This window comes from Kutzneria viridogrisea DSM 43870 (assembly GCF_000525635.1).
Classification (GTDB): domain Bacteria; phylum Actinomycetota; class Actinomycetes; order Mycobacteriales; family Pseudonocardiaceae; genus Kutzneria; species Kutzneria viridogrisea.
The window spans coordinates 9,192,168-9,216,297 of the sequence record NZ_CP007155.1 but is presented as its reverse complement, the minus strand read 5'-3'; the positions used below and the strand labels follow the sequence as shown (position 1 = coordinate 9,216,297).

At 69.4% G+C, this 24,130-nt stretch carries 35 protein-coding genes; 31 read left to right on the top strand and 4 right to left on the bottom strand.

Features of this window, described 5'->3' with window-relative positions; translation table 11 throughout:
- Window positions 1–26 precede the first annotated feature (26 nt).
- The 28 genes from rplV (at window position 27) to KALB_RS40265 (ending at window position 15,750) form a co-directional block, all read left to right on the top strand.
- Complete coding sequence (gene rplV / locus KALB_RS40400) at window positions 27–452, top strand: 50S ribosomal protein L22 (protein WP_030107789.1); 426 nt, start codon at window positions 27–29, stop codon at window positions 450–452.
- Window positions 452–1,282 (top strand): 30S ribosomal protein S3, encoded by an 831-nt coding sequence (rpsC, locus tag KALB_RS40395; RefSeq protein ID WP_025361377.1) that lies wholly within the window; start codon window positions 452–454, stop codon window positions 1,280–1,282. Before rplV ends, rpsC begins: the two co-directional genes overlap by 1 nt.
- A gap of 3 nt (window positions 1,283–1,285) precedes the next feature.
- Window positions 1,286–1,705 carry a 50S ribosomal protein L16 gene (gene rplP, locus KALB_RS40390; RefSeq protein WP_025361376.1) on the top strand — a complete coding sequence of 140 codons (420 nt, stop codon included), beginning with the start codon at window positions 1,286–1,288 and terminating at the stop codon, window positions 1,703–1,705.
- On the top strand, window positions 1,705–1,953 hold the full coding sequence (gene rpmC / locus KALB_RS40385; protein WP_025361375.1) for a 50S ribosomal protein L29: 249 nt from the start codon (window positions 1,705–1,707) through the stop codon (window positions 1,951–1,953). The genes rplP and rpmC overlap by 1 nt, the downstream gene beginning before the upstream one ends.
- Window positions 1,950–2,228: a 30S ribosomal protein S17 gene (rpsQ, locus tag KALB_RS40380; RefSeq protein ID WP_025361374.1), complete on the top strand. Its 279-nt coding sequence runs from the start codon at window positions 1,950–1,952 to the stop codon at window positions 2,226–2,228. The genes rpmC and rpsQ overlap by 4 nt, the downstream gene beginning before the upstream one ends.
- Window positions 2,229–2,292: 64 nt before the next feature.
- The gene (gene rplN / locus KALB_RS40375; RefSeq protein ID WP_025361373.1) at window positions 2,293–2,661 is read left to right on the top strand and encodes a 50S ribosomal protein L14; all 369 of its coding nucleotides are present in this window, start codon (window positions 2,293–2,295) and stop codon (window positions 2,659–2,661) included.
- A complete protein-coding gene (gene rplX, locus KALB_RS40370; protein WP_025361372.1) occupies window positions 2,661–2,975 on the top strand; it encodes a 50S ribosomal protein L24 in 315 nt (104 codons plus the stop codon). Before rplN ends, rplX begins: the two co-directional genes overlap by 1 nt.
- Window positions 2,976–2,977: 2 nt before the next feature.
- Window positions 2,978–3,541 carry a 50S ribosomal protein L5 gene (gene rplE / locus KALB_RS40365; protein ID WP_025361371.1) on the top strand — a complete coding sequence of 188 codons (564 nt, stop codon included), beginning with the start codon at window positions 2,978–2,980 and terminating at the stop codon, window positions 3,539–3,541.
- On the top strand, window positions 3,541–3,726 hold the full coding sequence (locus KALB_RS40360) for a type Z 30S ribosomal protein S14 (RefSeq protein WP_025361370.1): 186 nt from the start codon (window positions 3,541–3,543) through the stop codon (window positions 3,724–3,726). The genes rplE and KALB_RS40360 overlap by 1 nt, the downstream gene beginning before the upstream one ends.
- A gap of 99 nt (window positions 3,727–3,825) precedes the next feature.
- Window positions 3,826–4,224, top strand: a complete 399-nt coding sequence (gene rpsH / locus KALB_RS40355; protein ID WP_025361369.1) for a 30S ribosomal protein S8 — start codon at window positions 3,826–3,828, stop codon at window positions 4,222–4,224.
- A 16-nt stretch (window positions 4,225–4,240) separates the two neighbouring features.
- On the top strand, window positions 4,241–4,780 hold the full coding sequence (gene rplF, locus KALB_RS40350; protein WP_025361368.1) for a 50S ribosomal protein L6: 540 nt from the start codon (window positions 4,241–4,243) through the stop codon (window positions 4,778–4,780).
- Window positions 4,781–4,782: 2 nt separating this feature from the next.
- Window positions 4,783–5,184, top strand: a complete 402-nt coding sequence (gene rplR, locus KALB_RS40345; protein ID WP_025361367.1) for a 50S ribosomal protein L18 — start codon at window positions 4,783–4,785, stop codon at window positions 5,182–5,184.
- Window positions 5,185–5,219: 35 nt separating this feature from the next.
- Complete coding sequence (gene rpsE, locus KALB_RS40340; RefSeq protein WP_025361366.1) at window positions 5,220–5,828, top strand: 30S ribosomal protein S5; 609 nt, start codon at window positions 5,220–5,222, stop codon at window positions 5,826–5,828.
- Between the two features lie 5 nt (window positions 5,829–5,833).
- Window positions 5,834–6,016 carry a 50S ribosomal protein L30 gene (gene rpmD / locus KALB_RS40335; protein WP_025361365.1) on the top strand — a complete coding sequence of 61 codons (183 nt, stop codon included), beginning with the start codon at window positions 5,834–5,836 and terminating at the stop codon, window positions 6,014–6,016.
- Entirely contained in the window at window positions 6,013–6,459 is a 447-nt protein-coding gene (gene rplO / locus KALB_RS40330; protein ID WP_148309839.1) for a 50S ribosomal protein L15, read from the top strand. Before rpmD ends, rplO begins: the two co-directional genes overlap by 4 nt.
- Before the next feature lie 308 nt (window positions 6,460–6,767).
- Window positions 6,768–8,081 (top strand): preprotein translocase subunit SecY, encoded by a 1,314-nt coding sequence (gene secY, locus KALB_RS40325; protein ID WP_025361363.1) that lies wholly within the window; start codon window positions 6,768–6,770, stop codon window positions 8,079–8,081.
- Window positions 8,081–8,632 carry an adenylate kinase gene (locus KALB_RS40320; RefSeq protein WP_025361362.1) on the top strand — a complete coding sequence of 184 codons (552 nt, stop codon included), beginning with the start codon at window positions 8,081–8,083 and terminating at the stop codon, window positions 8,630–8,632. The genes secY and KALB_RS40320 overlap by 1 nt, the downstream gene beginning before the upstream one ends.
- A 4-nt stretch (window positions 8,633–8,636) precedes the next feature.
- Window positions 8,637–9,428, top strand: coding sequence for a type I methionyl aminopeptidase (gene map / locus KALB_RS40315; protein ID WP_030107788.1), 792 nt, complete (start codon window positions 8,637–8,639; stop codon window positions 9,426–9,428).
- 145 nt (window positions 9,429–9,573) lie between these two features.
- Window positions 9,574–10,041: a DUF1707 SHOCT-like domain-containing protein gene (locus tag KALB_RS40310; protein WP_051912867.1), complete on the top strand. Its 468-nt coding sequence runs from the start codon at window positions 9,574–9,576 to the stop codon at window positions 10,039–10,041.
- Between the two features lie 240 nt (window positions 10,042–10,281).
- Window positions 10,282–10,503: a translation initiation factor IF-1 gene (infA, locus tag KALB_RS40305; protein ID WP_005166804.1), complete on the top strand. Its 222-nt coding sequence runs from the start codon at window positions 10,282–10,284 to the stop codon at window positions 10,501–10,503.
- Between the two features lie 97 nt (window positions 10,504–10,600).
- Complete coding sequence (gene rpmJ / locus KALB_RS40300; protein ID WP_010148647.1) at window positions 10,601–10,714, top strand: 50S ribosomal protein L36; 114 nt, start codon at window positions 10,601–10,603, stop codon at window positions 10,712–10,714.
- Between the two features lie 237 nt (window positions 10,715–10,951).
- Entirely contained in the window at window positions 10,952–11,332 is a 381-nt protein-coding gene (rpsM, locus tag KALB_RS40295) for a 30S ribosomal protein S13 (protein ID WP_025361359.1), read from the top strand.
- Between the two features lie 33 nt (window positions 11,333–11,365).
- Window positions 11,366–11,773 carry a 30S ribosomal protein S11 gene (gene rpsK, locus KALB_RS40290; RefSeq protein WP_025361358.1) on the top strand — a complete coding sequence of 136 codons (408 nt, stop codon included), beginning with the start codon at window positions 11,366–11,368 and terminating at the stop codon, window positions 11,771–11,773.
- 23 nt (window positions 11,774–11,796) lie between these two features.
- Complete coding sequence (gene rpsD / locus KALB_RS40285; RefSeq protein WP_025361357.1) at window positions 11,797–12,402, top strand: 30S ribosomal protein S4; 606 nt, start codon at window positions 11,797–11,799, stop codon at window positions 12,400–12,402.
- A gap of 124 nt (window positions 12,403–12,526) precedes the next feature.
- On the top strand, window positions 12,527–13,585 hold the full coding sequence (locus KALB_RS40280) for a DNA-directed RNA polymerase subunit alpha (RefSeq protein ID WP_025361356.1): 1,059 nt from the start codon (window positions 12,527–12,529) through the stop codon (window positions 13,583–13,585).
- Between the two features lie 53 nt (window positions 13,586–13,638).
- A complete protein-coding gene (rplQ, locus tag KALB_RS40275; RefSeq protein WP_025361355.1) occupies window positions 13,639–14,175 on the top strand; it encodes a 50S ribosomal protein L17 in 537 nt (178 codons plus the stop codon).
- A complete protein-coding gene (truA, locus tag KALB_RS40270) occupies window positions 14,172–15,023 on the top strand; it encodes a tRNA pseudouridine(38-40) synthase TruA (RefSeq protein WP_025361354.1) in 852 nt (283 codons plus the stop codon). Before rplQ ends, truA begins: the two co-directional genes overlap by 4 nt.
- A gap of 241 nt (window positions 15,024–15,264) precedes the next feature.
- Window positions 15,265–15,750, top strand: a complete 486-nt coding sequence (locus KALB_RS40265; protein WP_025361353.1) for a hypothetical protein — start codon at window positions 15,265–15,267, stop codon at window positions 15,748–15,750.
- Between the two features lie 84 nt (window positions 15,751–15,834).
- Here KALB_RS40265 and KALB_RS40260 read toward each other — a convergent pair whose 3' ends face one another.
- Together KALB_RS40260 and eccE are read right to left on the bottom strand one after the other, a co-directional pair.
- Window positions 15,835–16,569 carry a hypothetical protein gene (locus KALB_RS40260; RefSeq protein ID WP_025361352.1) on the bottom strand — a complete coding sequence of 245 codons (735 nt, stop codon included), beginning with the start codon at window positions 16,567–16,569 and terminating at the stop codon, window positions 15,835–15,837.
- On the bottom strand, window positions 16,566–17,750 hold the full coding sequence (gene eccE / locus KALB_RS40255) for a type VII secretion protein EccE (protein ID WP_025361351.1): 1,185 nt from the start codon (window positions 17,748–17,750) through the stop codon (window positions 16,566–16,568). Before eccE ends, KALB_RS40260 begins: the two co-directional genes overlap by 4 nt.
- A gap of 272 nt (window positions 17,751–18,022) precedes the next feature.
- On the opposite strand from eccE, the gene eccB reads away from it, so the two are divergent.
- The 3 genes from eccB (at window position 18,023) to KALB_RS40240 (ending at window position 21,142) form a co-directional block, all read left to right on the top strand.
- A complete protein-coding gene (gene eccB / locus KALB_RS40250; RefSeq protein WP_025361350.1) occupies window positions 18,023–19,714 on the top strand; it encodes a type VII secretion protein EccB in 1,692 nt (563 codons plus the stop codon).
- A gap of 64 nt (window positions 19,715–19,778) precedes the next feature.
- Window positions 19,779–20,093, top strand: a complete 315-nt coding sequence (locus KALB_RS40245) for a DUF2563 family protein (RefSeq protein WP_025361349.1) — start codon at window positions 19,779–19,781, stop codon at window positions 20,091–20,093.
- On the top strand, window positions 20,093–21,142 hold the full coding sequence (locus KALB_RS40240) for a WXG100 family type VII secretion target (RefSeq protein ID WP_042223120.1): 1,050 nt from the start codon (window positions 20,093–20,095) through the stop codon (window positions 21,140–21,142). The genes KALB_RS40245 and KALB_RS40240 overlap by 1 nt, the downstream gene beginning before the upstream one ends.
- Window positions 21,143–21,236: 94 nt before the next feature.
- Here KALB_RS40240 and mycP read toward each other — a convergent pair whose 3' ends face one another.
- Together mycP and eccD are read right to left on the bottom strand one after the other, a co-directional pair.
- Window positions 21,237–22,706: a type VII secretion-associated serine protease mycosin gene (gene mycP, locus KALB_RS40235; RefSeq protein ID WP_236650118.1), complete on the bottom strand. Its 1,470-nt coding sequence runs from the start codon at window positions 22,704–22,706 to the stop codon at window positions 21,237–21,239.
- Between the two features lie 17 nt (window positions 22,707–22,723).
- The gene (eccD, locus tag KALB_RS40230; RefSeq protein ID WP_025361346.1) at window positions 22,724–24,118 is read right to left on the bottom strand and encodes a type VII secretion integral membrane protein EccD; all 1,395 of its coding nucleotides are present in this window, start codon (window positions 24,116–24,118) and stop codon (window positions 22,724–22,726) included.
- Between the last annotated feature and the right edge of the window lie 12 nt (window positions 24,119–24,130).

Sequence of the window (24,130 nt, the reverse complement as noted above, 5' to 3'; positions counted from 1 at the left end):
GGCCAGGAAGCAAGGGATAAGAAGCGATGGGTAACAACGCGACCGGCGCGGAAGAACTGCCGCGCGCCGTGGCGCGGGCCCGCTACGTCCGCCTGACCGCCATGAAGGCGCGTCGCGTGGTCGACCTCATCAGGGGCCGCAACGCGCAGGAAGCTCTGGCGGTGCTCCAGTTCGCGCCGCAGGCGGCCAGTGAGCCGGTGGCAAAGGTGCTCGCGAGTGCCATGGCCAACGCCGAGAACAACCTCAGCCTCGACCCTGACACCCTCTGGGTGAGCAGCGCGTACGTGGATGAGGGGCCGACGCTGAAGAGGTTCCGCCCGCGCGCTCAGGGTCGTGCGTACCGGATCCGCAAGCGTACGAGCCACATCACGATCGAGGTCGAGTCCCGCCAGGTTGAGAAGAAGGCCGGCAAGTCTCGCACCAAGACCAGTGCGAAGGGGAGTGCCCGCTAGTGGGTCAGAAGATCAACCCGCACGGCTTCCGGCTTGGGATCACCACGGACTGGAAGTCGCGCTGGTACGCCGACAAGCAGTACGCGGAGTACGTGGCGGAGGACGTCAAGATCCGCAAGATGCTGGGCCGCGGCATGGAGCGCGCCGGCATCTCGAAGGTGGAGATCGAGCGCACCCGTGACCGGGTCCGCGTCGACATCCACACCGCTCGTCCGGGCATCGTCATCGGTCGCCGCGGCGCCGAGGCCGACCGCATCCGCGGCGAGCTGGAGAAGCTGACCGCCAAGCAGGTCCAGCTGAACATCCTCGAGGTCAAGAACCCCGAGTCGGACGCCCAGCTGGTGGCCCAGGTCACCGCCGAGCAGCTGTCCAACCGCGTGTCCTTCCGCCGCGCGATGCGCAAGGCCATCCAGTCGGCCATGCGCTCCCCGCAGGTCAAGGGCATCCGGGTGCAGTGCGGTGGCCGTCTCGGCGGCGCCGAGATGTCCCGCTCGGAGTTCTACCGCGAGGGTCGGGTCCCGCTGCACACGCTGCGCGCGGACATCGACTACGGCTTCTTCGAGGCCAAGACGACCTTCGGCCGCATCGGCGTGAAGGTCTGGATCTACAAGGGCGACATCGTCGGGGGCTTCCGCGCCCGCGAGACCGCCGTCCCGGCCGGCGAGGGCCGTCCGCAGCAGCGTCGTGAGCGTCCCAACCGGGCCCGCCGCTCCGGTGCCACCGGCACCACCGCGACGAGCACCGAGGCCGGGCGTGCCGCGGCCGAGGCTCAGGCCGCTGTCGACGCCCCCTCGGCGGAGGCAACCACTTCTGGCAATGGGGAGGGCTGAGTAGTGCTCATCCCACGTAGGGTCAAGCACCGCAAGCAGCACCACCCCAAGCGGTCCGGTGCTGCCAAGGGCGGCACGAAGGTCACCTTCGGCGAGTTCGGCATCCAGGCTCTGGAGCCGGCCTACGTGACCAACCGGCAGATCGAGTCCGCTCGTATCGCCATCAACCGGCACATCCGCCGTGGCGGCAAGGTCTGGATCAACATCTTCCCGGACCGCCCGCTGACCAAGAAGCCCGCCGAGACCCGCATGGGTTCCGGTAAGGGTTCCCCGGAGTACTGGGTGGCGAACGTCAAGCCCGGCCGGGTGCTGTTCGAGATGACCTATCCGAACGAGACGGTTGCTCGTGAGGCGCTGCGTCGCGCCATCCACAAGCTGCCGCTGAAGTGCCGGATCGTCACGCGTGAAGGTGGTGACTTCTGATGGCGTCGGGCACCAACGCCGCGGAGCTGCGTGAGCTGACCGACGAGGAGCTCGTGCTGCGTCTGAAGGAGTCCAAGGAGGAGCTGTTCAACCTCCGCTTCCAGATGGCCACCGGCCAGCTGGACAACAACCGCCGGCTGCGCACGGTCCGCCACGAGATCGCCCGTGTCTACACCGTGATGCGGGAGCGGGAGCTCGGTCTTTCCGTGTCCCCCGACGGAGTTTCCACTGGTGAGGGTGCGGCATGAGCGAGACGAAGACTGAGACTGTGGACAGGAACGACCGCAAGGTCCGCGAGGGCTACGTCGTGTCCGACAAGATGGACAAGACGATCGTGGTCGCTCTCGAGGACCGCAAGAAGCACCCGCTGTACGGCAAGGTCCTGCGCACCACCACCAAGGTGAAGGCGCACGACGAGCAGAACAGCGCGGGCATCGGCGACCGCGTCCTGCTGATGGAGACCCGACCGCTGTCGGCCACCAAGCGCTGGCGCCTGGTCGAGGTCCTCGAGAAGGCCAAGTAACACCGAAGCGACCGAGCCTGTCAGGTCGGAAATCTGGCAGGCCACCGATGGTCAGGAGTTGTAAGTGATCCAGCAGGAGTCGCGACTGCGAGTCGCCGACAACACTGGTGCGAAGGAGATCCTTTGCATCCGTGTTCTCGGTGGTTCCTCGCGTCGCTACGCGGGCATCGGCGACATCATCGTCGCCACCGTCAAGGACGCGATCCCCGGTGCCGGTGTGAAGAAGGGTGACGTCGTCAAGGCCGTCATCGTCCGCACCGTCAAGGAGCGTCGTCGCCCGGACGGCTCGTACATCAGGTTCGACGAGAACGCCGCGGTGCTCATCAAGGCTGACAACGAGCCGCGTGGCACCCGCATCTTCGGCCCGGTCGGCCGCGAGCTGCGCGACAAGCGTTTCATGAAGATCATCTCGCTGGCGCCGGAGGTGCTCTGATGAAGGTGCGCAAGGGCGACACGGTCGTCGTCATCGCCGGCAAGGACAAGGGCGCCAAGGGCAAGGTCATCCAGGCCTACCCGGAGAACGACCGCGTGCTGGTCGAGGGTGTCAACCGGATCAAGAAGCACACGCGGGTCACGCAGACCCAGCGCGGTGCCCAGTCCGGCGGCATCGTCACCCAGGAAGCGCCGATCCACGTGAGCAACGTGATGGTCGTGGACGCCGACGGCAAGCCGACCCGGGTGGGCTCTCGCACCACCGAGGACGGGCGTCGCGTTCGGGTCTCCCGTCGCAACGGTAAGGACATCTGATCATGACTACGACTGAGAAGGTCCTGCCGCGGCTGAAGTCCCGCTACCGCGAGGAGATCATCCCCGCGCTGCGCGAGGAGTTCACCTACGACAACGTCATGCAGATCCCCGGCGTGGTCAAGGTCGTCGTGAACATGGGTGTCGGTGACGCCGCCCGCGACGGCAAGCTGATCGAGGGTGCGGTCCGCGACCTCGCCACGATCACCGGCCAGCGTCCCGAGGTCCGCAAGGCCCGCAAGTCCATCGCGCAGTTCAAGCTGCGCGAGGGCATGCCGATCGGCGCCAGGGTGACCCTGCGCGGCGACCGCATGTGGGAGTTCCTCGACCGCCTGCTGACCATCGCGCTGCCCCGTATCCGCGACTTCCGCGGCCTGTCCGGCAAGCAGTTCGACGGCAACGGCAACTACACGTTCGGCCTGAACGAGCAGTCGATGTTCCACGAGATCGACCCCGACTCGATCGACCGTCCCCGTGGCATGGACATCACCGTCGTGACCACGGCTATCAACGACGACGAGGGTCGGGCGCTGCTCAAGCACCTCGGCTTCCCGTTCAAGGAGAACTGATGGCCAAGAAGGCGCTGATCAACAAGGCGGCCCGCAAGCCGAAGTTCGCGGTCCGGGCCTACACGCGGTGCCAGAAGTGCGGTCGCCCGCACTCGGTGTTCCGCAAGTTCGGCCTGTGCCGTATCTGCCTGCGGCAGATGGCCCACCGCGGCGAGCTGCCCGGCGTGCACAAGTCCAGCTGGTAAGCACCAGCAGGGCGTTCGACCCCGCACCACCCCCCATTTCGCCGTAGGCCCTCCGCTCTCGCGGAGGGAACCCCGGCGAGAAAGGTTGACAAGGTCACCATGACGATGACCGACCCGATCGCAGACATGTTGACCCGTCTGCGCAATGCGAACTCGGCATACCACGACCAGGTCGTGATGCCGCACTCCAAGCTCAAGGCGAGCATCGCCGAGATCCTCAAGCGCGAGGGCTACATCTCCGGCTACCGCGACGAGCAGGGCGAGAACTGCAAGAACCTGGTCGTGGAGCTCAAGTACGGGCCGAACCGGGAGCGCAGCATCGCCGGCGTCCGGCGCGTGTCCAAGCCGGGTCTGCGCGTCTACGCGAAGTCGACCAACCTGCCCAAGGTCCTGGGCGGGCTCGGTGTCGCGATCATCTCGACCTCCGGTGGTCTGGTGACCGACCGGCAGGCCGGCAAGCAGGGTGTGGGCGGGGAAGTCCTCGCCTACGTGTGGTGAGGAAGGGGGACTGACGATGTCGCGCATTGGAAAGCTGCCCATCACCGTCCCCGCCGGGGTCGATGTGAACATCGACGGCCAGGTGGTGAACGTGAAGGGGCCGAAGGGCGCCCTGGCGCACACCGTGGCCGAGCCGATCGCCGTGGAGCGTGCCGAGGACGGCACCCTGCAGGTGACCCGGCCCAACGACGAGCGGCTGTCGCGCTCGCTGCACGGCCTGTCCCGCACGCTGATCAACAACCTGATCATCGGTGTGACGCAGGGCTACGAGAAGAAGATGGAGATCACCGGCGTCGGTTACCGCGTGCAGCTCAAGGGTTCCGACCTGGAGTTCGCGCTGGGCTACAGCCACCCGGTCCCGGTGAAGGCGCCGGCGGGCATCACCTTCGTGGTGGAGACCCCGACCAAGTTCTCCGTCCAGGGCATCGACAAGCAGTTGGTCGGCGAGGTCGCCGCCAACATCCGCAAGCTGCGCAAGCCCGACCCGTACAAGGGCAAGGGCGTGCGGTACGCGGGCGAGAAGATCCGCCGCAAGGTCGGGAAGACGGGTAAGTGATCATGGCTGAGTCCACTGCTACCAAGAGGAAGCCGGTTGGCAAGGACGTGTCCACGACGCGTCGCGTTGCCAGGGCCCGCCGTCACTTCCGTCTCCGCAAGAAGATCAGCGGCACGCCCGAGCGTCCCCGCATGGTCGTCAACCGGTCCGCGCGGCACATCGTCGTGCAGGTCATCGACGACCTCGCCGGCCACACCCTGGCCTCCGCCTCGAGCCTCGAGGCCGACGTCCGGGCGATGGAGGGCGACAAGAAGGCCCGCGCCACCAAGGTGGGCCAGCTGGTCGCCGCCAGGGCCAAGGAGGCGGGCATCGCCAAGGTCGTGTTCGACCGCGGTGGTTACGACTACCACGGCCGGATCGCCGCGCTGGCTGACGCCGCCCGCGAGGCGGGGCTGGAGTTCTGACAGATGTACACCACTGGAATTGAGAGGGACGCCTGATGCCAGGACGCACGCGTCGCGAAGGCGGCGGTGGCGAGCGCGGAGAGCGCCGCGACCGTCGTGACGGTGGCCGTGGCGGGGCGGCCCAGGAGAAGACCCCGCACCTCGAGCGCGTTGTCGCCATCAACCGCGTGGCGAAGGTCGTCAAGGGTGGTCGTCGCTTCAGCTTCACCGCGCTGGTGATCGTCGGTGACGGCGACGGCATGGTGGGCGTCGGCTACGGCAAGGCCAAGGAAGTTCCGGCCGCCATCGCCAAGGGTGTGGAGGAGGCGAAGAAGAACTTCTTCCGCGTCCCCCGCATCGGCGGCACCATCCCGCACCCGGTCCAGGGCGAGAAGGCCGCCGGCGTGGTGCTGCTGCGCCCGGCCAGCGCCGGTACCGGTGTCATCGCCGGTGGCCCGGTCCGCGCCGTGCTGGAGTGCGCGGGTGTGCACGACGTGCTGAGCAAGTCGCTGGGCAGCGACAACGCCATCAACATCGTGCACGCCACCGTGGCCGCCCTGAAGGGCCTGCAGCGCCCCGAAGAGGTCGCCGCCCGTCGTGGTCTGCCGCTGGAGGACGTCGCTCCGGCCGGCATGCTGCGCGCTCGTGCAGGGCAGGGGGTGTGACGGCCGTGGCACAGCTCAAGGTGACGCAGGTCAAGAGCACCATCGGTACCAAGCAGAACCACCGCGAGTCGCTGCGGACTCTGGGGCTGCGCAAGATCCGCCAGTCCGTCGTGCGTGAGGACGACGCGGTCACCCGCGGTCTGATCCACACCGTGCGGCACCTGGTGGTCGTGGAGGAGGTCAACTGATGACCATCAAGATCCACCACCTCCGCCCCGCTCCCGGCGCCAAGACGGCGAAGACCCGGGTCGGCCGCGGTGAGGGTTCCAAGGGCAAGACCGCTGGTCGCGGTACGAAGGGCACCGGGGCACGCAAGAACACCCCCGCGCGCTTCGAGGGTGGCCAGATGCCGCTGCACATGCGGCTGCCGAAGCTGAAGGGCTTCCGCAACCGCTTCCGCACCGAGTACCAGGTGGTCAACGTCTCCGACATCGCCCGGGTCTTCCCGGAGGGTGGCTCGGTTGACGTGGCCAAGCTGGTCGAGGCCGGTCTGGTCCGCAAGGGCCAGCCCGTCAAGGTCCTCGGCGACGGCGACCTGGACGGCGTGAAGCTGGACGTCACCGCGAACAAGTTCTCCGGTTCCGCGGTGGAGAAGATCGCCGCTGCGGGCGGGACCACCACCACGGTGTGACCCCCGAGCGCTGTGCAACGGCCGGCAGGGCCTCGCCCTGCCGGCCGTTGCCGTTCTCGGCTCTTCCGCAGGACGCAAACGCTTGCCAGGCGGATTTCCGCTGGTTGTGCCAAGGGTGGGGCGGCCATTGCGGGGTTTATCCACCTGGCGGGGTCCGTAGCGCCCGGTGGGCCTGTTAGAGTCGTGAGCACGCTTCGGGCCAGACGGCGCGAAGCGTTCCTGGCTTGTCGCCAGGTTGTCATCAGCCGACCAGTGGTCGGACAAGCCGTTCATCGGTCTGGAGACCGGTGACGCCGAGGAGGTCACGCGTGCTAGGCGCCTTCCGCTCGGCTCTCGCGACGCCGGACCTGCGCCGCAAGATCCTGTTCACGCTCGGGATCATGGCGTTGTACCGGTTGGGCTCGCACGTGCCTTCCCCGGGTGTGAACTTCGCGAACGTCCAGCAGTGTGTCAGTCAGCAGGACCAGAGCGGTGGGATCTACGGCCTGATCAGCCTGTTCAGCGGCGGTGCGCTGCTACAGCTGTCGGTCTTCTCGCTGGGCATCCTGCCCTACATCACCGCGAGCATCATCATCCAGCTGCTCACCGTGGTCATCCCGCGGTTCGAGCAGCTGAAGAAGGAAGGCCAGTCCGGTCAGAACAAGCTGACCCAGTACACGCGCTACCTGACCGTCGCGCTGGCCATCCTGCAGTCCACGGGCATCGTGGCGCTGGCCGTGCGCGGGCAGCTGTTCCAGGGCTGCGCCGTGCAGCCGATCCCGAACCAGGACGTGTTCACCCTGGCCGTCATCGTCATCACCATGACCGCGGGCACCGCGATGATCATGTGGTTCGGCGAGCTCATCACCGAGCGCGGCATCGGCAACGGCATGTCCATCCTGATGTTCACCAGCATCGCGGCCCGCATCCCCACCGAGGGCCAGAACATCCTGAGCAACAGCGGCGGCCTGGTCTTCGCCGTCATCTGCGTGCTCGGCCTGCTGATCATCGGCTTCGTCATCTTCCTGGAGCAGGCGCAGCGCCGGATCCCGGTGCAGTACGCCAAGCGCATGATCGGCCGCAGGATGTACGGCGGCACCTCCACCTACCTGCCGCTGAAGGTGAACCAGGCCGGTGTCATCCCGGTCATCTTCGCCTCCTCGCTGCTCTACCTGCCGCAGCTGATCATCTCGCTGACGCAGGGCTCCGCGGTGGATGGCAGCTGGCAGCAGTTCGTGCAGACCTACATCGTGGACCCGTCCAGCTACGGCCACATCGCGCTGTACTTCGCTCTGATCATCTTCTTCACCTACTTCTACGTCGCGATCACGTTCAACCCCGATGAGCGCGCTGACGAGATGAGGAAGTTCGGCGGCTTCATCCCCGGTATCCGGCCCGGTCGGCCGACCGCGGAGTACCTCAGCTTCGTGCTCAACAGGATCACGCTGCCGGGCTCGCTCTACCTGGGCCTGATCGCCGTGCTCCCGAGCTTCTTCCTGAGCATCACCGGTCCGGGAGGACAGAACAACAACTTCCCGTTCGGTGGCACCGCTGTGCTGATCATGGTTGGCGTCGGTCTCGACACGATCAAGCAGATCGAGAGCCAGCTCATGCAGCGCAACTACGAAGGGTTCCTGCGGTAGTGAGACTCGTCCTCGTCGGCCCGCCGGGTGCGGGCAAGGGTACTCAGGCGTCGGTGCTGAGCGAGAAGCTCTCGGTACCCCACATCTCCACGGGTGACCTGTTCCGGGCCAACGTGCGGGAGGAGACGCCACTCGGGGTCGAGGCGAAGAAGTACCTCGACGCGGGTGAACTGGTTCCCGACTCGGTGACCAACGCGATGGTGCAGGACCGGCTGGCCGATCCGGACGCCCGCGAGGGCTTCCTGCTCGACGGCTTCCCCCGCAACACCGCGCAGGCGGACGTGCTCGCCGGCATCCTCGCCGAGGCGGGCACGAAGCTGGATGCCGTGCTGGAGTTCGACGTCCCCGAGGACATCGTCGTGCAGCGGCTGCTCTCCCGCGGCCGTGCCGACGACAACGAGGGGGTCATCCGGCGCCGCCAGGAGGTCTACCGCTCGGAGACCGCTCCGCTGCTGGACTACTACTCCGAGATCCTGATCACCGTGGACGCCGTGGGCGCCGTCGAGGAGATCACCGAGCGGGCGCTCAAGGCGCTGCGCGCGGAGGCCTGAGCCGGTGTTGAAGCGGGGCCGTGGGATCGAGATCAAGACTCGGTCCGAGCTGGAGGCGATGCGGGCGGCCGGGATCGTGGTCGCCCGCGCGCTGAGGCTGATGACCGAGCACGCCGCCGCCGGGGTGAGCACCGGCGAGCTGGACGAGTTGGCCGAGCAGACCATCCGGGACGCCGGGGCCGTGCCCTCCTTCAAGGGCTACCACGGCTTCCCCGCCTCGATCTGCTCCTCGGTCAACGAGCAGGTGGTGCACGGCATCCCGGCGCGCGAGCAGGTGCTCGCCGACGGCGACCTGGTGTCGGTGGACTGCGGGGCGATCCTGAACGGCTGGCACGGCGACGCCGCGGTCACCATCCTGATCGGTGCCGCGAGCGAGGCCGACCGCAAGCTGTCCGAGGCGACCAGGGCCTGCATGCTGGCCGGTATCGAGGCGGCGGTGGTCGGGGCCAAGCTGACCGACATCTCCTTCGCCATCGAGTCCTCGGTGCACCGCTCCGACGAGGCCGACGGGGTCGAGTACGGCATCGTCACCGACTACGGCGGCCACGGCATCGGCACCCAGATGCACATGGAGCCGTTCCTGCCCAACTACGGCAAGCCCGGCAAGGGGCCCAAGCTGCGCGCGGGCATGGCCATCGCCATCGAGCCGATGCTGACCCTGGGCACCGACCAGACCACCGAGCTGTCCGACGGCTGGACCGTGGTCACCGCCGACGGCACGCGGGCCGCGCACTGGGAGCACTCGGTGGCCATCACCGACGAGGGCCCCTGGGTGCTCACCGCCCCCGAGGACTGAGTCACACCACCTACCCGGCTCGGCACCGCCACCACCTGCGTGGGGGTGCCGAGCCGTTGGTGTCCCTGCCCGAGCACCGGAATCACGCTGGTGCGTTTGTGCGGAGACGCGCCCCCGGCCGGGTGCGGCGTGCCAGGATGGAGCCGTGGACCAGCCAGTGCCGCAGGAGAACATGCGGGTGTCGGACGCCGACCGCAAGCGGGTGGCCAAGCAGGTGGAGGTCGCGCATGCCGAGGGGCGGCTGAACCTGGCTGAGTTCGACGAGCGCACGGCGCAGATCTGGGCCGCGCGCACCTACGGTGAGCTGGCCCTGCTGACCGCCGACCTGCCCGACGTCTCGGTGGTCCGGCCACCGGTCGTCCAGGTGCAGCACCCGGCGCCCACCCCGCCGCCCGCTCAGCCACCCGCCCGCAGGTCTCGGCGCGGTCGCGTCGTGCGGGCCGCCGTCGGCGCGTGGCTGACCGTGAGCGTGCTGAACGTGGTCATCTGGGGCATGGTGCAGCTCACCACCCCGCACTGGGTGTACCCGTGGTGGATCTGGGTCGCCGGGCCCTGGGGTGCGCTGCTCGTGATGGGCTGGCTGCTGGGCTGGGGCCGCTCGGACCGCGACTGACCAGCGCCCGATTTGGGTTGTGCCCCCGACCTGCGTACACTGGGTTGACGGCGCACTCGTCGCGCCGGTTCCGTCGTGCCTGTGGAGCTGCGAGCATGGCCTCTGGCCTGCCCGTTCGCCACGTACCAAGATCGAGAGGCCCCTCGGAGTCGGGGCGGTGTGTGCCCGCGCCCGGTTTCCGGCCCAGTCCGGCGACCGGGGGTCATGCCAGATATACCACCGTCACGAAACGCGGAGGACATGGGCAAGAAGGACGGGGCCATTGAGGTCGAGGGCCGCGTAGTCGAGCCGCTCCCCAACGCGATGTTCCGCGTCGAGTTGGAGAACGGTCACAAGGTTCTCGCACACATCAGCGGCAAGATGCGGCAGCACTACATCCGCATCCTGCCGGAGGACCGCGTTGTCGTGGAGCTGTCGCCCTACGACCTGTCCCGCGGCCGAATCGTCTACCGCTACAAGTGACCTCCACGGTGTCCGGATCTTCACGACCCGGGCACGCGGCATCGCCCTCCCGCACACGCGCGGGGGAGCGTAACGAGCACAGCAGGAGTGCACGACCGTGAAGGTCCAGCCGAGCGTCAAGAAGATCTGCGACAAGTGCAAGGTGATCCGCCGTCACGGCCGGGTCATGGTGATCTGCGAGAACCTGCGCCACAAGCAGCGCCAGGGCTGATCGCCGGGGCCTCGGCCCCGAACGCACGAGTCGCCGTCTTCCACGACGCGACATATGAGTACAGAGCCTCCTCGACCCTGTCGGGCAGCGCCCAGCGCGTCGCCCGGCTCACCCCCGGACTCCAGGCCGGGGCTGGGACAGCGCCCGCGAGAGCGAGCGTGATCGGCACAGCGAGTCGGTCCCAGAACGGACGAGGAGCAGACCTGGAGTGAAGACAGTGAGGAGCTAGAACGCCGCATGGCACGACTCGCTGGCGTAGACCTCCCCCGCGAGAAGCGGATGGAGATCGCGCTGACCTACATCTTCGGCATTGGCCGTACCCGCTCGAAGGAGCTCCTGGCAGCGACCGGCGTCAGCCCGGACCTGCGCGCCAAGGACCTCTCCGACGAGGACCTGGCCAAGCTGCGCGAGCAGATCGAGAGCAGCTACAAGGTCGAGGGTGACCTCCGCCGCGAGATCCAGGCCGACATCCGTCGCAAGATGGAGATCGGCTGCTACGAGGGGCTTCGGCACCGTCGTGGGCTTCCCGTGCGCGGTCAGCGGACGAAGACCAACGCCCGCACCCGCAAGGGTCCGAAGAAGACGGTGGCCGGCAAGAAGAAGGCCGGTAAGAAGTAACCCCGCGTCGCTAGCTAGGAGATCACCGAAGACATGCCACCCAAGACCCGCTCCGGCGCCGGGGTCAAGAAGGTCCGGCGCAAGGAGAAGAAGAACGTCTCTCACGGGCACGCCCACATCAAGAGCACGTTCAACAACACGATCGTGTCCATCACGGACCCGACCGGCGCTGTGATCGCGTGGGCCTCCGCCGGCCACGTCGGTTTCAAGGGCTCTCGCAAGTCCACGCCGTTCGCCGCCCAGATGGCCGCTGAGAACGCCGCCCGCAAGGCCGCCGAGCACGGCATGCGCAAGGTGGACGTGTTCGTGAAGGGCCCCGGTTCCGGCCGGGAGACCGCGATCCGTTCGCTGCAGGCCGCTGGCCTCGAGGTCGGCACCATCCAGGACGTGACCCCGCAGCCCCACAACGGCTGCCGCCCGCCCAAGCGGCGCCGGGTCTGAGGCACGGGGAGGAGTAAGCACAGATGGCTCGTTACACCGGCCCCGCGACGCGCATCTCGCGTCGCCTCAAGGTCGACCTCGTTGGCGGCGACCAGGCTTTCGAGCGCCGTCCGTACCCGCCCGGCCAGCACGGCCGCGGGCGCATCAAGGAGAGCGAGTACCTCCTGCAGATGCAGGAGAAGCAGAAGGCTCGCTACACCTACGGCGTGCTCGAGCGCCAGTTCCGCAAGTACTACGAGGAGGCTGTGCGCAGGCCCGGCAAGACCGGTGAGAACCTGCTGCAGATCCTCGAGTCGCGGCTGGACAACGTGGTCTACCGCGCTGGCCTGGCCCGTACCCGTCGGCAGGCCCGCCAGCTGGTCAGCCACGGTCACTTCATCGTGAACGGCCACAAGGTCAACATCCCCAGCTACCGGGTCTCCAAGTGGGACATCATCGACGTGAAGCCGAAGTCGCTGCCGACGCTGCCCTTCGAGGTGGCCAAGGCGACGATCGGTGACCGTCCGATCCCCGCGTGGCTGCAGCTCGTTCCGTCCAGCCTGCGCGTCCTGGTGCACCAGCTCCCCGAGCGGGCCCAGATCGACACGCCGGTCACGGAGCAGCTGATCGTCGAGCTGTACTCGAAGTGATCCGCTCCGGGGCGGTCGCCGTTCGCGGCGGCCGCCCCGGACTCGGCGGTGCGCACACCGGACGTGCGCACCGCGTTCGCCCCGGCGTCAAATAGCGGGCGTCGGTGGAGGAAGAAGGTAAGCAGTGCTCATTTCACAGCGCCCCTCGCTGGCCGAGGAGCCCATCAACGACACCCGTTCCCGGTTCGTCATCGAGCCGCTGGAGCCCGGCTTCGGCTACACGCTGGGCAACTCGATCCGCCGCACGCTGCTGTCGTCCATCCCGGGCGCCGCGGTGACCAGCATCCGGATCGACGGCGTGCTGCACGAGTTCACCACCGTTCCCGGGGTCAAGGAGGATGTCACCGACATCATCCTGAACCTCAAGGAGCTGGTCGTGAGCTCCGAGGAGGACGAGCCGGTGACGATGTACCTGCGCAAGCAGGGCCCCGGCGCGGTGACCGCCGGTGACATCGTCCCCCCGGCGGGTGTCACGGTGCACAACCCCGACCTGCACATCGCCACTCTGAACGCCAAGGGCAAGCTGGAGATCGAGCTCGTCGTCGAGCGCGGTCGCGGCTACGTCCCCGCGGTGCAGAACAAGCAGGCCGGCGCCGAGATCGGCCGGATCCCGGTCGACTCGATCTACTCGCCGGTGCTGAAGGTGACCTACAAGGTCGAGGCCACCCGTGTTGAGCAGCGGACCGACTTCGACAAGCTCATCCTGGACGTGGAGAGCAAGCCGTCCATCACGCCGAGGGACGCCGTGGCCTCCGCGGGCAAGACCCTCGTCGAGCTGTTCGGCCTGGCTCGCGAGCTCAACGTTGACGCCGAGGGCATCGAGATCGGCCCGTCGCCCGCCGAGGCCGACACCATCGCGGCCTTCGCGATGCCGATCGAGGACCTCGACCTCACCGTGCGCTCGTACAACTGCCTCAAGCGTGAGGGCATCCACACCGTCGGCGAACTGGTCTCGCGCAGCGAGGCCGACCTGCTGGACATCCGTAACTTCGGCGCGAAGTCGATCGACGAGGTCAAGCTCAAGCTCGTCGGCCTCGGTCTCGCGCTCAAGGACAGCCCTCCCGGGTTCGACCCCTCGGCTGCCGCTGCCGACTTCCCGGCATCGGACACCGGGTGGTCCGACGGCGGGCTGGACGGCCACCACGACGACGGCCAGGACTACGCAGAGACCGAGCAGCTGTAACAGGCTGCCTTTCCGGCCCTGTCGGCCGGAGCCCATGCTGAGGAGCAAGAGAGATGCCCACCCCTACCAAGGGCGCCCGTCTCGGCGGGTCCCCGGCCCACGAGCGGATGCTGCTGGCCAACCTGGCCACGGCTCTGTTCACCCACGGCCGGATCAAGACCACCGAGGCCAAGGCCCGCAAGCTGCGCCCGCTCGCCGAGCGCCTGATCTCCAAGGCCAAGCGCGGTGACCTGCACAACCGCCGCGAGGTCCTGAAGGTCATCCGCGACAAGGACGTGCTGCACAAGCTGTTCGCGGAGATCGGCCCGTTCTTCGCCGACCGCAACGGTGGCTACACCCGCATCGTGAAGACGATGCCGCGCAAGGGTGACAACGCCCAGATGGCCGTGATCGAGCTGGTCGCGGACAAGCTGGTCACCACCGAGGCCGAGGCGGCCCGTGGCACCAAGTTCGCCAAGGACGAGGCGGCCGTCGCGGCCCCCGCCGTCGAGGCGACCGAGGAGGCCCCGGCTGCGGAGGCCACCGCCGAGACCCAGGCCGCTGCCGAGGTCGAGGCCACCGACGAGGCAAAGGCCGAGAAGGCCGAGTGACCTCTCGTTCACCGGACGAGCCCGTCACCCCCACCGGGGATGGCGGGCTCGTCCGCATTCGGCTCGATCTCGGTTACGACGGGACCGAGTTCTCCGGCTGGGCGCGTCAGCCCGGCCGCCGCACGGTGTGCGCGGTGCTGGAGGACTCGATGTCCCAGGTGCTGCGCCACGACGTGCGGCTGACCGTGGCAGGGCGCACCGATGCCGGGGTGCACGCCACCGGGCAGGTGGCGCACGCCGACCTCCCGTCCACTGTGGACGTCGACGGCCTGGTGAAGCGGCTGTCCCGCTTCCTGCCGACCGATGTGCGGGTCTTCCGGGCCAGTCAGGTGCCCGCCGAGTTCGACGCCCGCTTCTCCGCGCTGCGGCGACACTACGTGTACCGGGTCACCGACGCCCCGCACGGGGCGGACCCGATGCGCAGGCTGGACACCCTGGCCTGGCCCCGCCCGCTGGACCTGGACGCGCTCAACGAGGCCTCCCGCAGGCTGCTCGGCGAGCACGACTTCGTGGCCTTCTGCCGTCGCCGCGAGGGCGCCACCACCATCCGCGAGCTTCAGCGCCTGGACTGGCGGCGGGACGCCGAGGGCGTGCTGCTCGCCTCGGTGTCCGCCGACGCCTTCTGCCACTCCATGGTGCGCAGCCTGGTCGGCGCGCTGCTGGCCGTGGGCGAGGGCCGCAAGCAGGCGGACTGGCCCGCCGGGCTGCTCACCGCCACGGAGCGGACGAGCTCGGTCACGGTGGCCCCGCCGCACGGACTGGCCCTGATCCGGGTGGACTACCCCGCCGACGGGGAGTTGGCCGCCCGCGCCGAGGTGACCCGCAATGTGCGCTGTGGTGGGCGTTAGGTCACCGAACTCGTGCCGCTGCTGCTGAAAGGGTGACGGATTACTCTTTGTGGGTAAGCCTATTCGTCACGCAATTGGCATGTGGTGCGTATCACATCCACAATTGTAACCTCGCGAAATGTGTTGACAGTGAACGCATTCTGCGGCCATTCGGGTTCTTGGTGGGGAATGAGCGGCGGCGCTAGCGTCCCAACTGCTTGTTTTCCGCAGTCTCCTGACCCCCGCGAGGAGTTGGATCTCCGTGAGCTTCAAGCGCGTTTTCGCCACCGTGTGCGCCACCCTGGGCCTGCTGCTGTCGGCCTCCCAGGTCGCCTCCGCCGAGCCCGTGGCCGACCCCATCACGGTCACCCAGAGCGCGACCACTGTGGCCCCCGGCGGCGCGGTGACCTTCACCTTCACCTTCACCAACACGGAGAGCTCCGAGGTCGTGTTCAGCTACCTCGGCCTGCACCGCAACTGGGCGAGCTCGACCGCGTGGGGCTGGACCTCGTGCAGCGGTGACATCTCCGGCTGCACCTTCACACCGAACGCGACCACCGACCTGAGCCTGACCTTCAACGTGGTCATCCCGCCGAATGGCACCAAGAGCGCCAATGTCACCATCACCACGGCCGCGGGTGCCCCGGCGAATCCGCTGATCGCTTTTGACACCTACACCTATTACGAGACGGCGACTGCCCACCCGTCGCAGCTGCGCTCGCAGAACCCGAGCGTGCACGTCGGCTGATTGTCGTCGGAAACAACAAGTGCCCCTCGCGACTGTCAATGTCGCGAGGGGCACCTTTGTGGCACTTCCGGGTCGGAATCGATTTCAGTCGCCTCGGCGGACCGGCCCCAGGATCTGCTGCTCCATCGCCTGGCTGACCAGTCGAACCGGTAGCCACAGGTCCCGGCCCAGCGCGATCACCTGGTCGTCCTTGAGCCCGGCCAGCTCGTTGACCATCTGCGGGCGCAGCCGCCAGATCCGGCCCGCCAGCTGCGCCTGCGCGGCCTGCAGGCGCTGTATCAGCACCAGGTCCGCGTTGAACGCCACGGTGCTGGCCTGCGGGTGCAGGTAGGGCAGCACGTACATGGTGGTCTGCCACGGCGAGCGCGGCGGGAACAGCTCCACCGGGGTCGCGCCGCCGTCGTGCACCACGAGCAGCGGGCTGTCCTCGGTGCCCTGCGGCAGCTCGATCGGGGAGAGCCTGCGCAGCTGCACCAGCGGCAGCGGGCGGCCGTCCGGGGTGGTGCCGGCGGCCCGGCTGAGCACCTGCCAGGCCTGCGGGCGCCCGGTCGCGACGATCACCCACGCGCCCGCGGCCATCGCCCGAAGCGCGATCTGCCTGGCCAGGTACAGCCCGCCCAGCGCGACCACGCGGGTGGGCAGGTTGCGCAGCAGGGCGACGCTGGCGGGCTCGTTCTTGGGGTCCGAGCCCAGCAGCACGCCGCCGCTCTCCGCGGACGGGCTCACCGCGTCGAGCATCGCCGGGGACACCAGGTACTCCGGCGCCAGCGCGGTGTTCTTGCCCAGCGTGTCCTGGGCCCTGCTCTGACTTGCGGTCATGCTGAGCCTCCGTAGGGCAGCGTCGCGGCGAGCCCGGCGGCCTGTAGGCCCCGCAGCGGGGTCAGGGACAGCCCGATCCGCTCGCCCAGCTTCTCCAGGCGGCTCTCGGCGCTGGACAGCTCGCTGGGGGTGCGGGCGCTGACCCGCACGAGCCCGCGCAGACCCACCTCGCCCTCCTGGGCGCCCGGCGAGATCGACATCGTCACCGTGGAGGACAGCGCGCGGATGCTGGTGAGGGCGTTCAGGCTGCCGCTGATGCCCTTGCCTGGCCAGTTGGTGATCGCGTAGCTGGAGTGTCCGATGCCCGCGGCCGTCACCCCGGCCCACTTCTCGCGCAGCCCGACCTCCCCGTCGGCGCCCAGCGCGGTGGTCAGCTCGGCGGCGGACAGGCCCGCGGCCATCAGTTCGTCGGGGTCCAGCGGGCTGGTCTGCACCCCGCGGGCCTCCAGTGCGCTGCGGACCCGGGACAGCGCCCCGATCAGCGCCCGGTGCGCGCCGACCACGCCGCCGCCCCGCTCGCGCACGGCCTCCCCGCAGCGGCGCGGGTCCAGCCGGACGGCGACCAGGGTGGTCCGCCGTGCCGAGGCGGGCAGCGGGCCGAGCACCTCCAGGTAGGCCGACAGCGCGTCCGAGGAGGGCGGCAGCACGGCGCTGCCCGGGTAGCAGTGCCACAGCACCTGGATGGCGTCGAGCACCACGCCCCGGTCCTCCAGACAGGGCGCGAGCGCACCGAGCGGCAGGTTGGGCGCCTTGCCGATCGGGGTCACCAGCTGCGGGGCGGGCTCCACGCGCAGCACTGCGGTCCAGGTGCCCTCGTGCCAGGCGAGGCCGAGCGGGCGTCGCTCGTGGTCGGTGCCGTGCGCGATGACCAGGTCCGGCACGGCCAGCCGGAGCAGGTCGACCCTCGGGTCCTCCGGACCGGTGATGCGCTCGTCGTCGTCCACCCAGTCGGGGTCCGCGGCGGGTACCGCCGACGGGGTCGCCGCGCGGGCGTGCGAGCGGAACAGGTAGCGCAGGGTGAGGCCAACCCATTGGGTGAACCAGCGGCCACCCCAGCGCAGGAAGGCCACCAGCAGCGCGAGCACCGCGATGCCGCCCGCGACGGGCAGCAGCGAGTGGTTCACCGCGAGCAGCAGCAGCCCCAGGCCCAGCCCCACCTCGAGCACGACGAGGTTGGCCACCGGCAGGCCGCCGAGGCTGGCGCCGACCTTGCGGCGGCGCACCGTCAGCGCGGCGCGCGGGGCGCCTGCCGCCGCAGCGGGCGAGGGCAGGCCCGTGTTGGGCGGTCCCGGATGTGGAGTGGTGACGGACATCCGCTCGGTCTCTTCCCCTCGGCGTTGCTCTCGGTGCTGCGCAGGTGATCCGATCGGGTCCGTCGGAACGGCACCCGGGCGGATCACGGTCCCGCTATCCTGCGGAACCGTACCGCGACCGGGAGAGCTGCGAGCCGAGAATGCCATCAACACCCACCAGCAAGTCGCAAGTCCAGGCGTACCGCTTCATGCTGCGGAGGATGGAGTCGGCTCTCGTCCGCAAGGACGCGGTCATGCTGCACGACCCGATGAGCTCACACATCAGAGCCGTGGCCGTCGGCGTGCTGGTGGCCATGGTCATCAGCATCGGCTTCGTGATCTTCGGGGTGCTCAACCCCGCGGGATCGCTGCCCAGTGAGCAGGGGGTGGTGATCGGCAAGCAGTCCGGCGCCGTCTACGCGCTGATGGGCCAGGCCGCGCAGAGCAACCAGCGGCTCGTGCCGACCTTCAACGTGACCTCGGCTCGGTTGCTGCTGCTCGCCCAGCAGCAGAACGGCGCGCAGGGCGGCGGTGCGGCGCAGGGCGGCGGGCAGAACGCGAGCGCGCCCCCGGTCGCCGCCGTCACGGTGGTCGACGACGACGCGCTGAAGAACGTGCCCCGGGACAAGAAGCAGGGCCTGGTCGACGGTCCGCAGCTGCTGCCGGGCGCGGGATCGAGTCAGCGCGTCAGCAATGACTGGGCGCTGTGCGACACGGTGAACCTGGCGAACACGCCGACCCCGGTGACCGGCAAGGTGACGGTGACCGTGCTGGCGGGCATGTCCAACCTGGGCACGGAGCTCGGTGACTCACCCATCCTGATGGTCACCCCGGACAAGACCTACTACCTGGTCTACAAGCGACCCGCGCCGCTGTACGCGCCCACCCAGTCGTCCCGGGTGGAGACCAACTCGCGGGCCGTGCGGGCCAAGGTCTTCCTGGACGACCCCGCGATCAAGGCCGCCTACCGGCTCGACCCCGCCTACGCGACCCCGGTGAGCACGGCGATGCTCAACGCCATCCCGCAGGTGGCCGACCTCAAGGCCCCGGAAATCCCCTCGGTGAACCAGCCCTCCAAGTTCAACGTCAAGGGCGCGGTCATCGGCTCGGTGCTGCACGTGACCAACGGCAGCGACGTGGACCAGCGCTACGTGCTGCTCAAGGACGGCACGCACAAGATCTCCCCGGCGGCGGCCCACGTGCTGGAGTTCAGCAACCAGGTGTCGGGCTCCGAGATCCAGGCGCAGCCCTTCGACATCAGCCAGATCCGCGAGGACACCAGCGAGCAGCCGTTCGACAACTTCCCGCAGCAGGCGTCCAACCCGGTCGACCCGACCCAGAACCAGACCAGCTGCGTCACCTGGACCTACCAGGGCAACGAGCAGCACTCCACGGTGACCGTGCTGCCCAAGGACACCAACCCGGTGCCGCTGGACAAGAAGGCCCAGCCGATCGGCACGCCCAGCACCGACGGGCAGTTGGTGACGCAGTTCTACATGCCCACCGGTCAGGCCGCCGTGGTGCGGGGCAGCGTCTCGGACCAGGACAAGGCCTTCGGGACGAACGCGGGCTACTCCGGGCCGATCTACGTGATCTCCGACCTGGGTGTGAAGTACGGGGTGGCCTCCTCGACCAAGGGCATGACGGGCACGCAGGTGGCGCAGGGCCTCGGCCTCGGCGACCCGGCGACCTTCCCGCCCGCGCCCGCGCAGATCGTCGGGTTGCTGCCCTCGGGCACCCAGCTCGACCCGGCGCTGGCCACCAAGACCTACGACTCGGCATCGCCACCGGCCAACGTCGGCTCGTTCGGGTCCCCGCAGACCTCCGGTACCCCAGGCACACCCGGCAACTGAGGGGAACCGGGCGGGGGCCGCGCGGCGTCGGAGGGGAACAGGTTCGCGAGCAGGAGGTACGGGCGTGACCGGTATCAAGGTCGATCCCGAGTGGATCAAGGGTTACGCCAGTACCGTGGCCCGCTCGGGCAGTGAGCTGGGCACCGCGCGCGACACGCTCCGGTCCGGGCAGCTGCCCGCCGAGGCGTTCGGCGAACTGGGCCGCAACACCGGGACCGACAAGGCGTACCAGCAGGCCGCCAAGACCCTCCAGGACCAGCTGAGCCGGGCCGTGGACGCACTGAACTCGGCCTCGGCGGCGCTGTCCAAGACCGCGGAGCACTTCAGCTCGCACGACGAGGACGTCGCGGCCTCGATCCGCAGGGCGGGTGGTCGGTGATGGCCGTCAGCCAGGGGCACCTGGACTACCTGTCCCAGATCAGCCGCCAGCTCGGGGTGACCGACCCGGTGGAGCAGTACTACGCCCCGGTGGTCGGCAAACCCAGCGCGCTGCACGAGGAGGCGGAGCGCTGGCGTGCCGCCGCGAAGGTCGCCGCCGAGGTCACCGACTCGCTCAAGCGCTCGCTTGGTGGGCTGGACGCGGCGTGGCAAGGCAAGGACGCGGACTCCTTCGTCGCCTACATGCAGGGGTTCGGCCTGTCCGGCAACGACCTGTCCGATGCCATGAACGCCATGGCCGACGCGCTGGACCAGACCGCGGACGGCGTGCACAAGCTGGTGACGGAGATGGGCGAGGTGCTCGCCGACAGCGCCGAGTCGGTGTCCGGCGCGATGGCCGTGCCGGTGCACGGGGACAAGCGCGCCGCCGAGTACCTGGACGACCAGCACCGGCCGACCCGCCAGCTGTTCGAGGCGGTGCGGGACGTGCTGGAGGCCTTCACCAAGCTGTGCGACGGGGTGCACGGCGAGGACCCGTTCTCGAAGATCACCGTCAAGCACGAGGTGCCCGCGCGGAACTGGTCCTACGACTACGGGGACAAGCCGAAGCCCCCGCCACCCGCCGCGGCCCAGCCCACCGCGGCCGCCGCCGCTACGGCAGCGGGCGCGCACGCCGGTGGCGGTGGTGGTGCGGCCCCGCACGCCGGTGGCGGTGGCGGCGGGTTCGCCATGCCCGCGGCGGCCGGTGCCGGTGCCGCCCCAGCAGCGCCAACCGGTCCCGGTTCGATGACAGGTGCGACCCCGCCCGCCGCGGAGCCGTTCACCGCACCGCCCGCTGCCGCCGCGGCCCACGCGGGTGCGCCCGGCCAACCCGGTGCGCCGGGCGCGGGCGGCATGATGGGCGGCGGCATGATGGGTGGTGGTCAGGGCGGCGGCAAGGGCGGCGAGGACCAGGAGCACAAGGCCAAGATCCGGCTCAGCGGGGACCTGAGGGACCTGCTCGGCGCCCCGGAGAAGACCGCGCCGCCCGTCATCGGCGAGGAGCGCTGACCCCTCCCACCCGCGAGTCCCGTTCTCCCGCAAGCGAATCCCGCTCTGAACACACCGAAGGCGGCTCACCACGTGAGCCGCCTTCGTGCTGTGCTCAGATGCGCAGCCGCGAGGGCTGCACCGCCTGGCGCCGTTTGCTGGTGTTCACCGCGTGCACCACGAACAGGGTGATCAGCAGTAGGGCCACGCCCGCCGCGGTGCCGAGCATCGCGATGACCATCGGCGGGAGCCCGTTGTCCCCGGGCGAGCCCAGGTCCGAGGCGATCTGCTGGCCGCTGGCCACCTGCGGGCTGCCCGGCTCACCGGGCACGATCGCGGTCAGCGCGGCCACCGGGTCGATCATGCCGTAGCCGACCTGGTTGTTGCGCCCGCCGGGTGCGGCCGGGTGCTGGGCCGTCATCTCGATGCGCCGGATCACCTGGTGCGCGTCCAGGTTCGGGAACTTCTCCTTGACCAGCGCGGCCAACCCGGCCACGTAGGGCGCGGCGAAGCTGGTGCCCTGGATGCTCTGCGTCTGACCGCCCTCGATGGTCTGGTTGGCCATGCCGTCGGTGGAGCCCGGGTCCAGCGAGATGATCTTCGTGCCGGGTGCGGCCACGCCGACCCACGGTCCCCACATGGAGAAGCTCGCGGGCTGGCCGACCTGCTCGCCGTTGCTGCTGTCGGCGGCGAGGGCGGCCACCGAGAGCACGTCCTCGGCGAACCAGGCCGGTGACTCGATCCACTTGGGCGCGTTCGGGTCGGGGTTGTCGTTCTGCGTGCCGCAGTTCTGGCCCTGCTGCTGGAGGTTGCCCGCGGCGGCCACGATGACGACCTTGTTCTCCACGGCCTCGTGGATGGCGGCCTGCAACTGCTTCTGGTCGGAGGTGAAGCTCATGTTCGGGCTCACCTGCAAACAGGAGGCCAGCGAGATGTTGATCACGCTGGCGCCCTGGGAGACCGCCCACTTGATCGCGTAGGCCAGTGTGGTCGGGCTGCCCGCGGTGGCTTCCTGGTTCTCCTTGCTGCGCTTGATGACGCTGCTGGACTGGCGCACCGACATGATGTTCGCGTCCGGGGCGACGCCCTGGAAGCCGACCTTGGTGTTGTCCGGGTGGGCGGCGATGATGCCCGCGACCTCGGTGCCGTGGCCGTCGCAGTCGCGCTTGCCGGGGCCGAGTCCCGGGGTCTGCCCGAGGTAGTCCCCGGACTTGGTGACCTTGATGTACTGGTGGTCGTTCACCCCGGTGTCGATCACCGCGACGGTCTGGCCCTTGCCGGTGGCCCAGCGGTGCGCCTCGTCCAGCCGCAGCCACGGCTGTCCCAGCGGGAACTCGGAGATCGTGGCCTTCTTGAACGAGGTCACGCACTGCGTGGTCGGCGGTTTGAGGGTCCAGCCCTCGGCGCCCACGCCCGGGCCGGGGTTCGGGTTGTCGTTGATCCGCGCGCCGTCCCAGCGCGGCGGCACCCCGGCGGTCAGTCCGCCCGCGGGCGCCTGCTGCGCCGCCGCCGGTGCCAGGCCGGGACCCAGCACGCCCACCAGCACGGCCCCGGCCACGGCCGTGAGCCGACGCGTCCTCCCCATGCGCATGTGAGTGGTCCTCAGAAGTTCAGGTGCCGCAGCGTGTTGTACAGGTCCATCACGGCCAGTGCCAGCGGCACGACGGCGGCGATGCAGATCGCCTCGAAGATGTCCACGGAGCGACGCAGCACCGGCGAGAACTTCTGCTTGGGGAAGACCGCGCCCAGCACCAGCGCGGCGGCACCGAGCAGCGCGAGGGTGCCGAACACCCACAGCAGCCTGCCGACCGGGTCGGAGTTGACCAGCCAGCCGATGAGCACACCGGCGGAGGAGACTATGCCGCTGGTCAGCAGGGCCACCGCCTGGCTGCCGTTGGCGTAGGTGCGCGAGCGCAGCAGCATCACCAGGGTCACCACCACGGCGAAGACCGGGCCCCAGATGGTGCCCGAGGTGGCGGCCAGCACCGAGGCCACGGCGGCGGTGATGCCACTGCCGATGATCATGCCGGTCATGAACTCGTGGGCCAGGCCCGCGCGCCGCTCGATCACCGCGTAGTCGGGGAAACCGCCGTCGTCCTTGAGGTCCTCGGCGTTGCCCGGCACGGTCGGCAGCGGCAGCTTCGCGAGCTGGATCGTCATGCGCGGCAACCAGGACAGCGCGACCAGGCCCACCGCCGCGGCGCCCGCGGCGATGCCCGCGATCGGCTGGGTGTCCAGCAGCGCGCCGACCAGGAAGGCCAGCGCGCCCAGCGTGGAGAAGGTCACCGCGGCGATGAACACGGTGACCCCGGAGCCGACGACCAGGATGCAGGCCCAGGACACCACCATCACCAGCGCGCAGGCCAGCAGCAGGCTCCACCGGCCCGGGGTGCCCGGCACCACGTACAGCCCGCAGACGAAGGCCATCGGCAGACCGCCCGCCGCGGCCACGATCAACCCGGTGATCGGGGCGGCGTAGACCCTGGCGAGCACGGCGCCGACCGCGACGAAGGCGATCATCGCCACGCCGGCGGCGATCGCGGCGGCCAGCCCGTTGCCGCCCAGCAGCGGACCGGCCAGCAGCACGGCCACCGCCGAGCCGATCAGCGCCAGCGCACCGGCCACGTGCCCGATCCGCCGTGCCGTCTCGGGGGTCCACGGCCGGAAGCTGTCCGGATTGGACTCGGCGATCGCGTCCACCACGTCGTCGTACAGCGGTGGCGGCGGGTTCTCCGAGCGCTTGCGCAGCTGGAGCATGTCCCCGTCGACCACGCCCAGCGAGGCGAGCGTCCTGCTGGGATCCAGCGGGCTGTCGCCGAGCTTGGCCAGGCACCAGCCACCGTGCCGCGCGCCACCGTCCGGTGTGGCCTCACGGGCCATCTCCAGCAGCATGGGCATCAGGTCGGCAACCGCGACGTCCGACGGCAACGCGACGTCGATCCGCGTTCGCGGCGCGACCACCGTCACCCGGCTGAACACCGTCGTTCCGGTCGCCACGAGCGCCCCCTT

Bases quoted from the DNA above. Each gene is read 5' to 3' on its own strand.
- infA (WP_005166804.1), top strand. From the start codon at position 10,282: ATGGGCAAGAAGGACGGGGCCATTGAGGTCGAGGGCCGCGTAGTCGAG.
- rpsE (WP_025361366.1), top strand. From the start codon at position 5,220: ATGCCAGGACGCACGCGTCGCGAAGGCGGCGGTGGCGAGCGCGGAGAG.
- KALB_RS40260 (WP_025361352.1), bottom strand. From the start codon at position 16,569: ATGACCGCAAGTCAGAGCAGGGCCCAGGACACGCTGGGCAAGAACACC.
- rpsM (WP_025361359.1), top strand. From the start codon at position 10,952: ATGGCACGACTCGCTGGCGTAGACCTCCCCCGCGAGAAGCGGATGGAG.
- rpsD (WP_025361357.1), top strand. From the start codon at position 11,797: ATGGCTCGTTACACCGGCCCCGCGACGCGCATCTCGCGTCGCCTCAAG.
- rpsH (WP_025361369.1), top strand. From the start codon at position 3,826: ATGACGATGACCGACCCGATCGCAGACATGTTGACCCGTCTGCGCAAT.
- KALB_RS40240 (WP_042223120.1), top strand. From the start codon at position 20,093: ATGGCCGTCAGCCAGGGGCACCTGGACTACCTGTCCCAGATCAGCCGC.
- KALB_RS40360 (WP_025361370.1), top strand. From the start codon at position 3,541: ATGGCCAAGAAGGCGCTGATCAACAAGGCGGCCCGCAAGCCGAAGTTC.
- mycP (WP_236650118.1), bottom strand. From the start codon at position 22,706: ATGGGGAGGACGCGTCGGCTCACGGCCGTGGCCGGGGCCGTGCTGGTG.
- rplX (WP_025361372.1), top strand. From the start codon at position 2,661: ATGAAGGTGCGCAAGGGCGACACGGTCGTCGTCATCGCCGGCAAGGAC.
- rplR (WP_025361367.1), top strand. From the start codon at position 4,783: ATGGCTGAGTCCACTGCTACCAAGAGGAAGCCGGTTGGCAAGGACGTG.
- rplE (WP_025361371.1), top strand. From the start codon at position 2,978: ATGACTACGACTGAGAAGGTCCTGCCGCGGCTGAAGTCCCGCTACCGC.
- rplF (WP_025361368.1), top strand. From the start codon at position 4,241: ATGTCGCGCATTGGAAAGCTGCCCATCACCGTCCCCGCCGGGGTCGAT.
- rplV (WP_030107789.1), top strand. From the start codon at position 27: ATGGGTAACAACGCGACCGGCGCGGAAGAACTGCCGCGCGCCGTGGCG.
- rpmC (WP_025361375.1), top strand. From the start codon at position 1,705: ATGGCGTCGGGCACCAACGCCGCGGAGCTGCGTGAGCTGACCGACGAG.
- rplQ (WP_025361355.1), top strand. From the start codon at position 13,639: ATGCCCACCCCTACCAAGGGCGCCCGTCTCGGCGGGTCCCCGGCCCAC.
- eccB (WP_025361350.1), top strand. From the start codon at position 18,023: ATGCCATCAACACCCACCAGCAAGTCGCAAGTCCAGGCGTACCGCTTC.
- rpsK (WP_025361358.1), top strand. From the start codon at position 11,366: ATGCCACCCAAGACCCGCTCCGGCGCCGGGGTCAAGAAGGTCCGGCGC.
- rpsQ (WP_025361374.1), top strand. From the start codon at position 1,950: ATGAGCGAGACGAAGACTGAGACTGTGGACAGGAACGACCGCAAGGTC.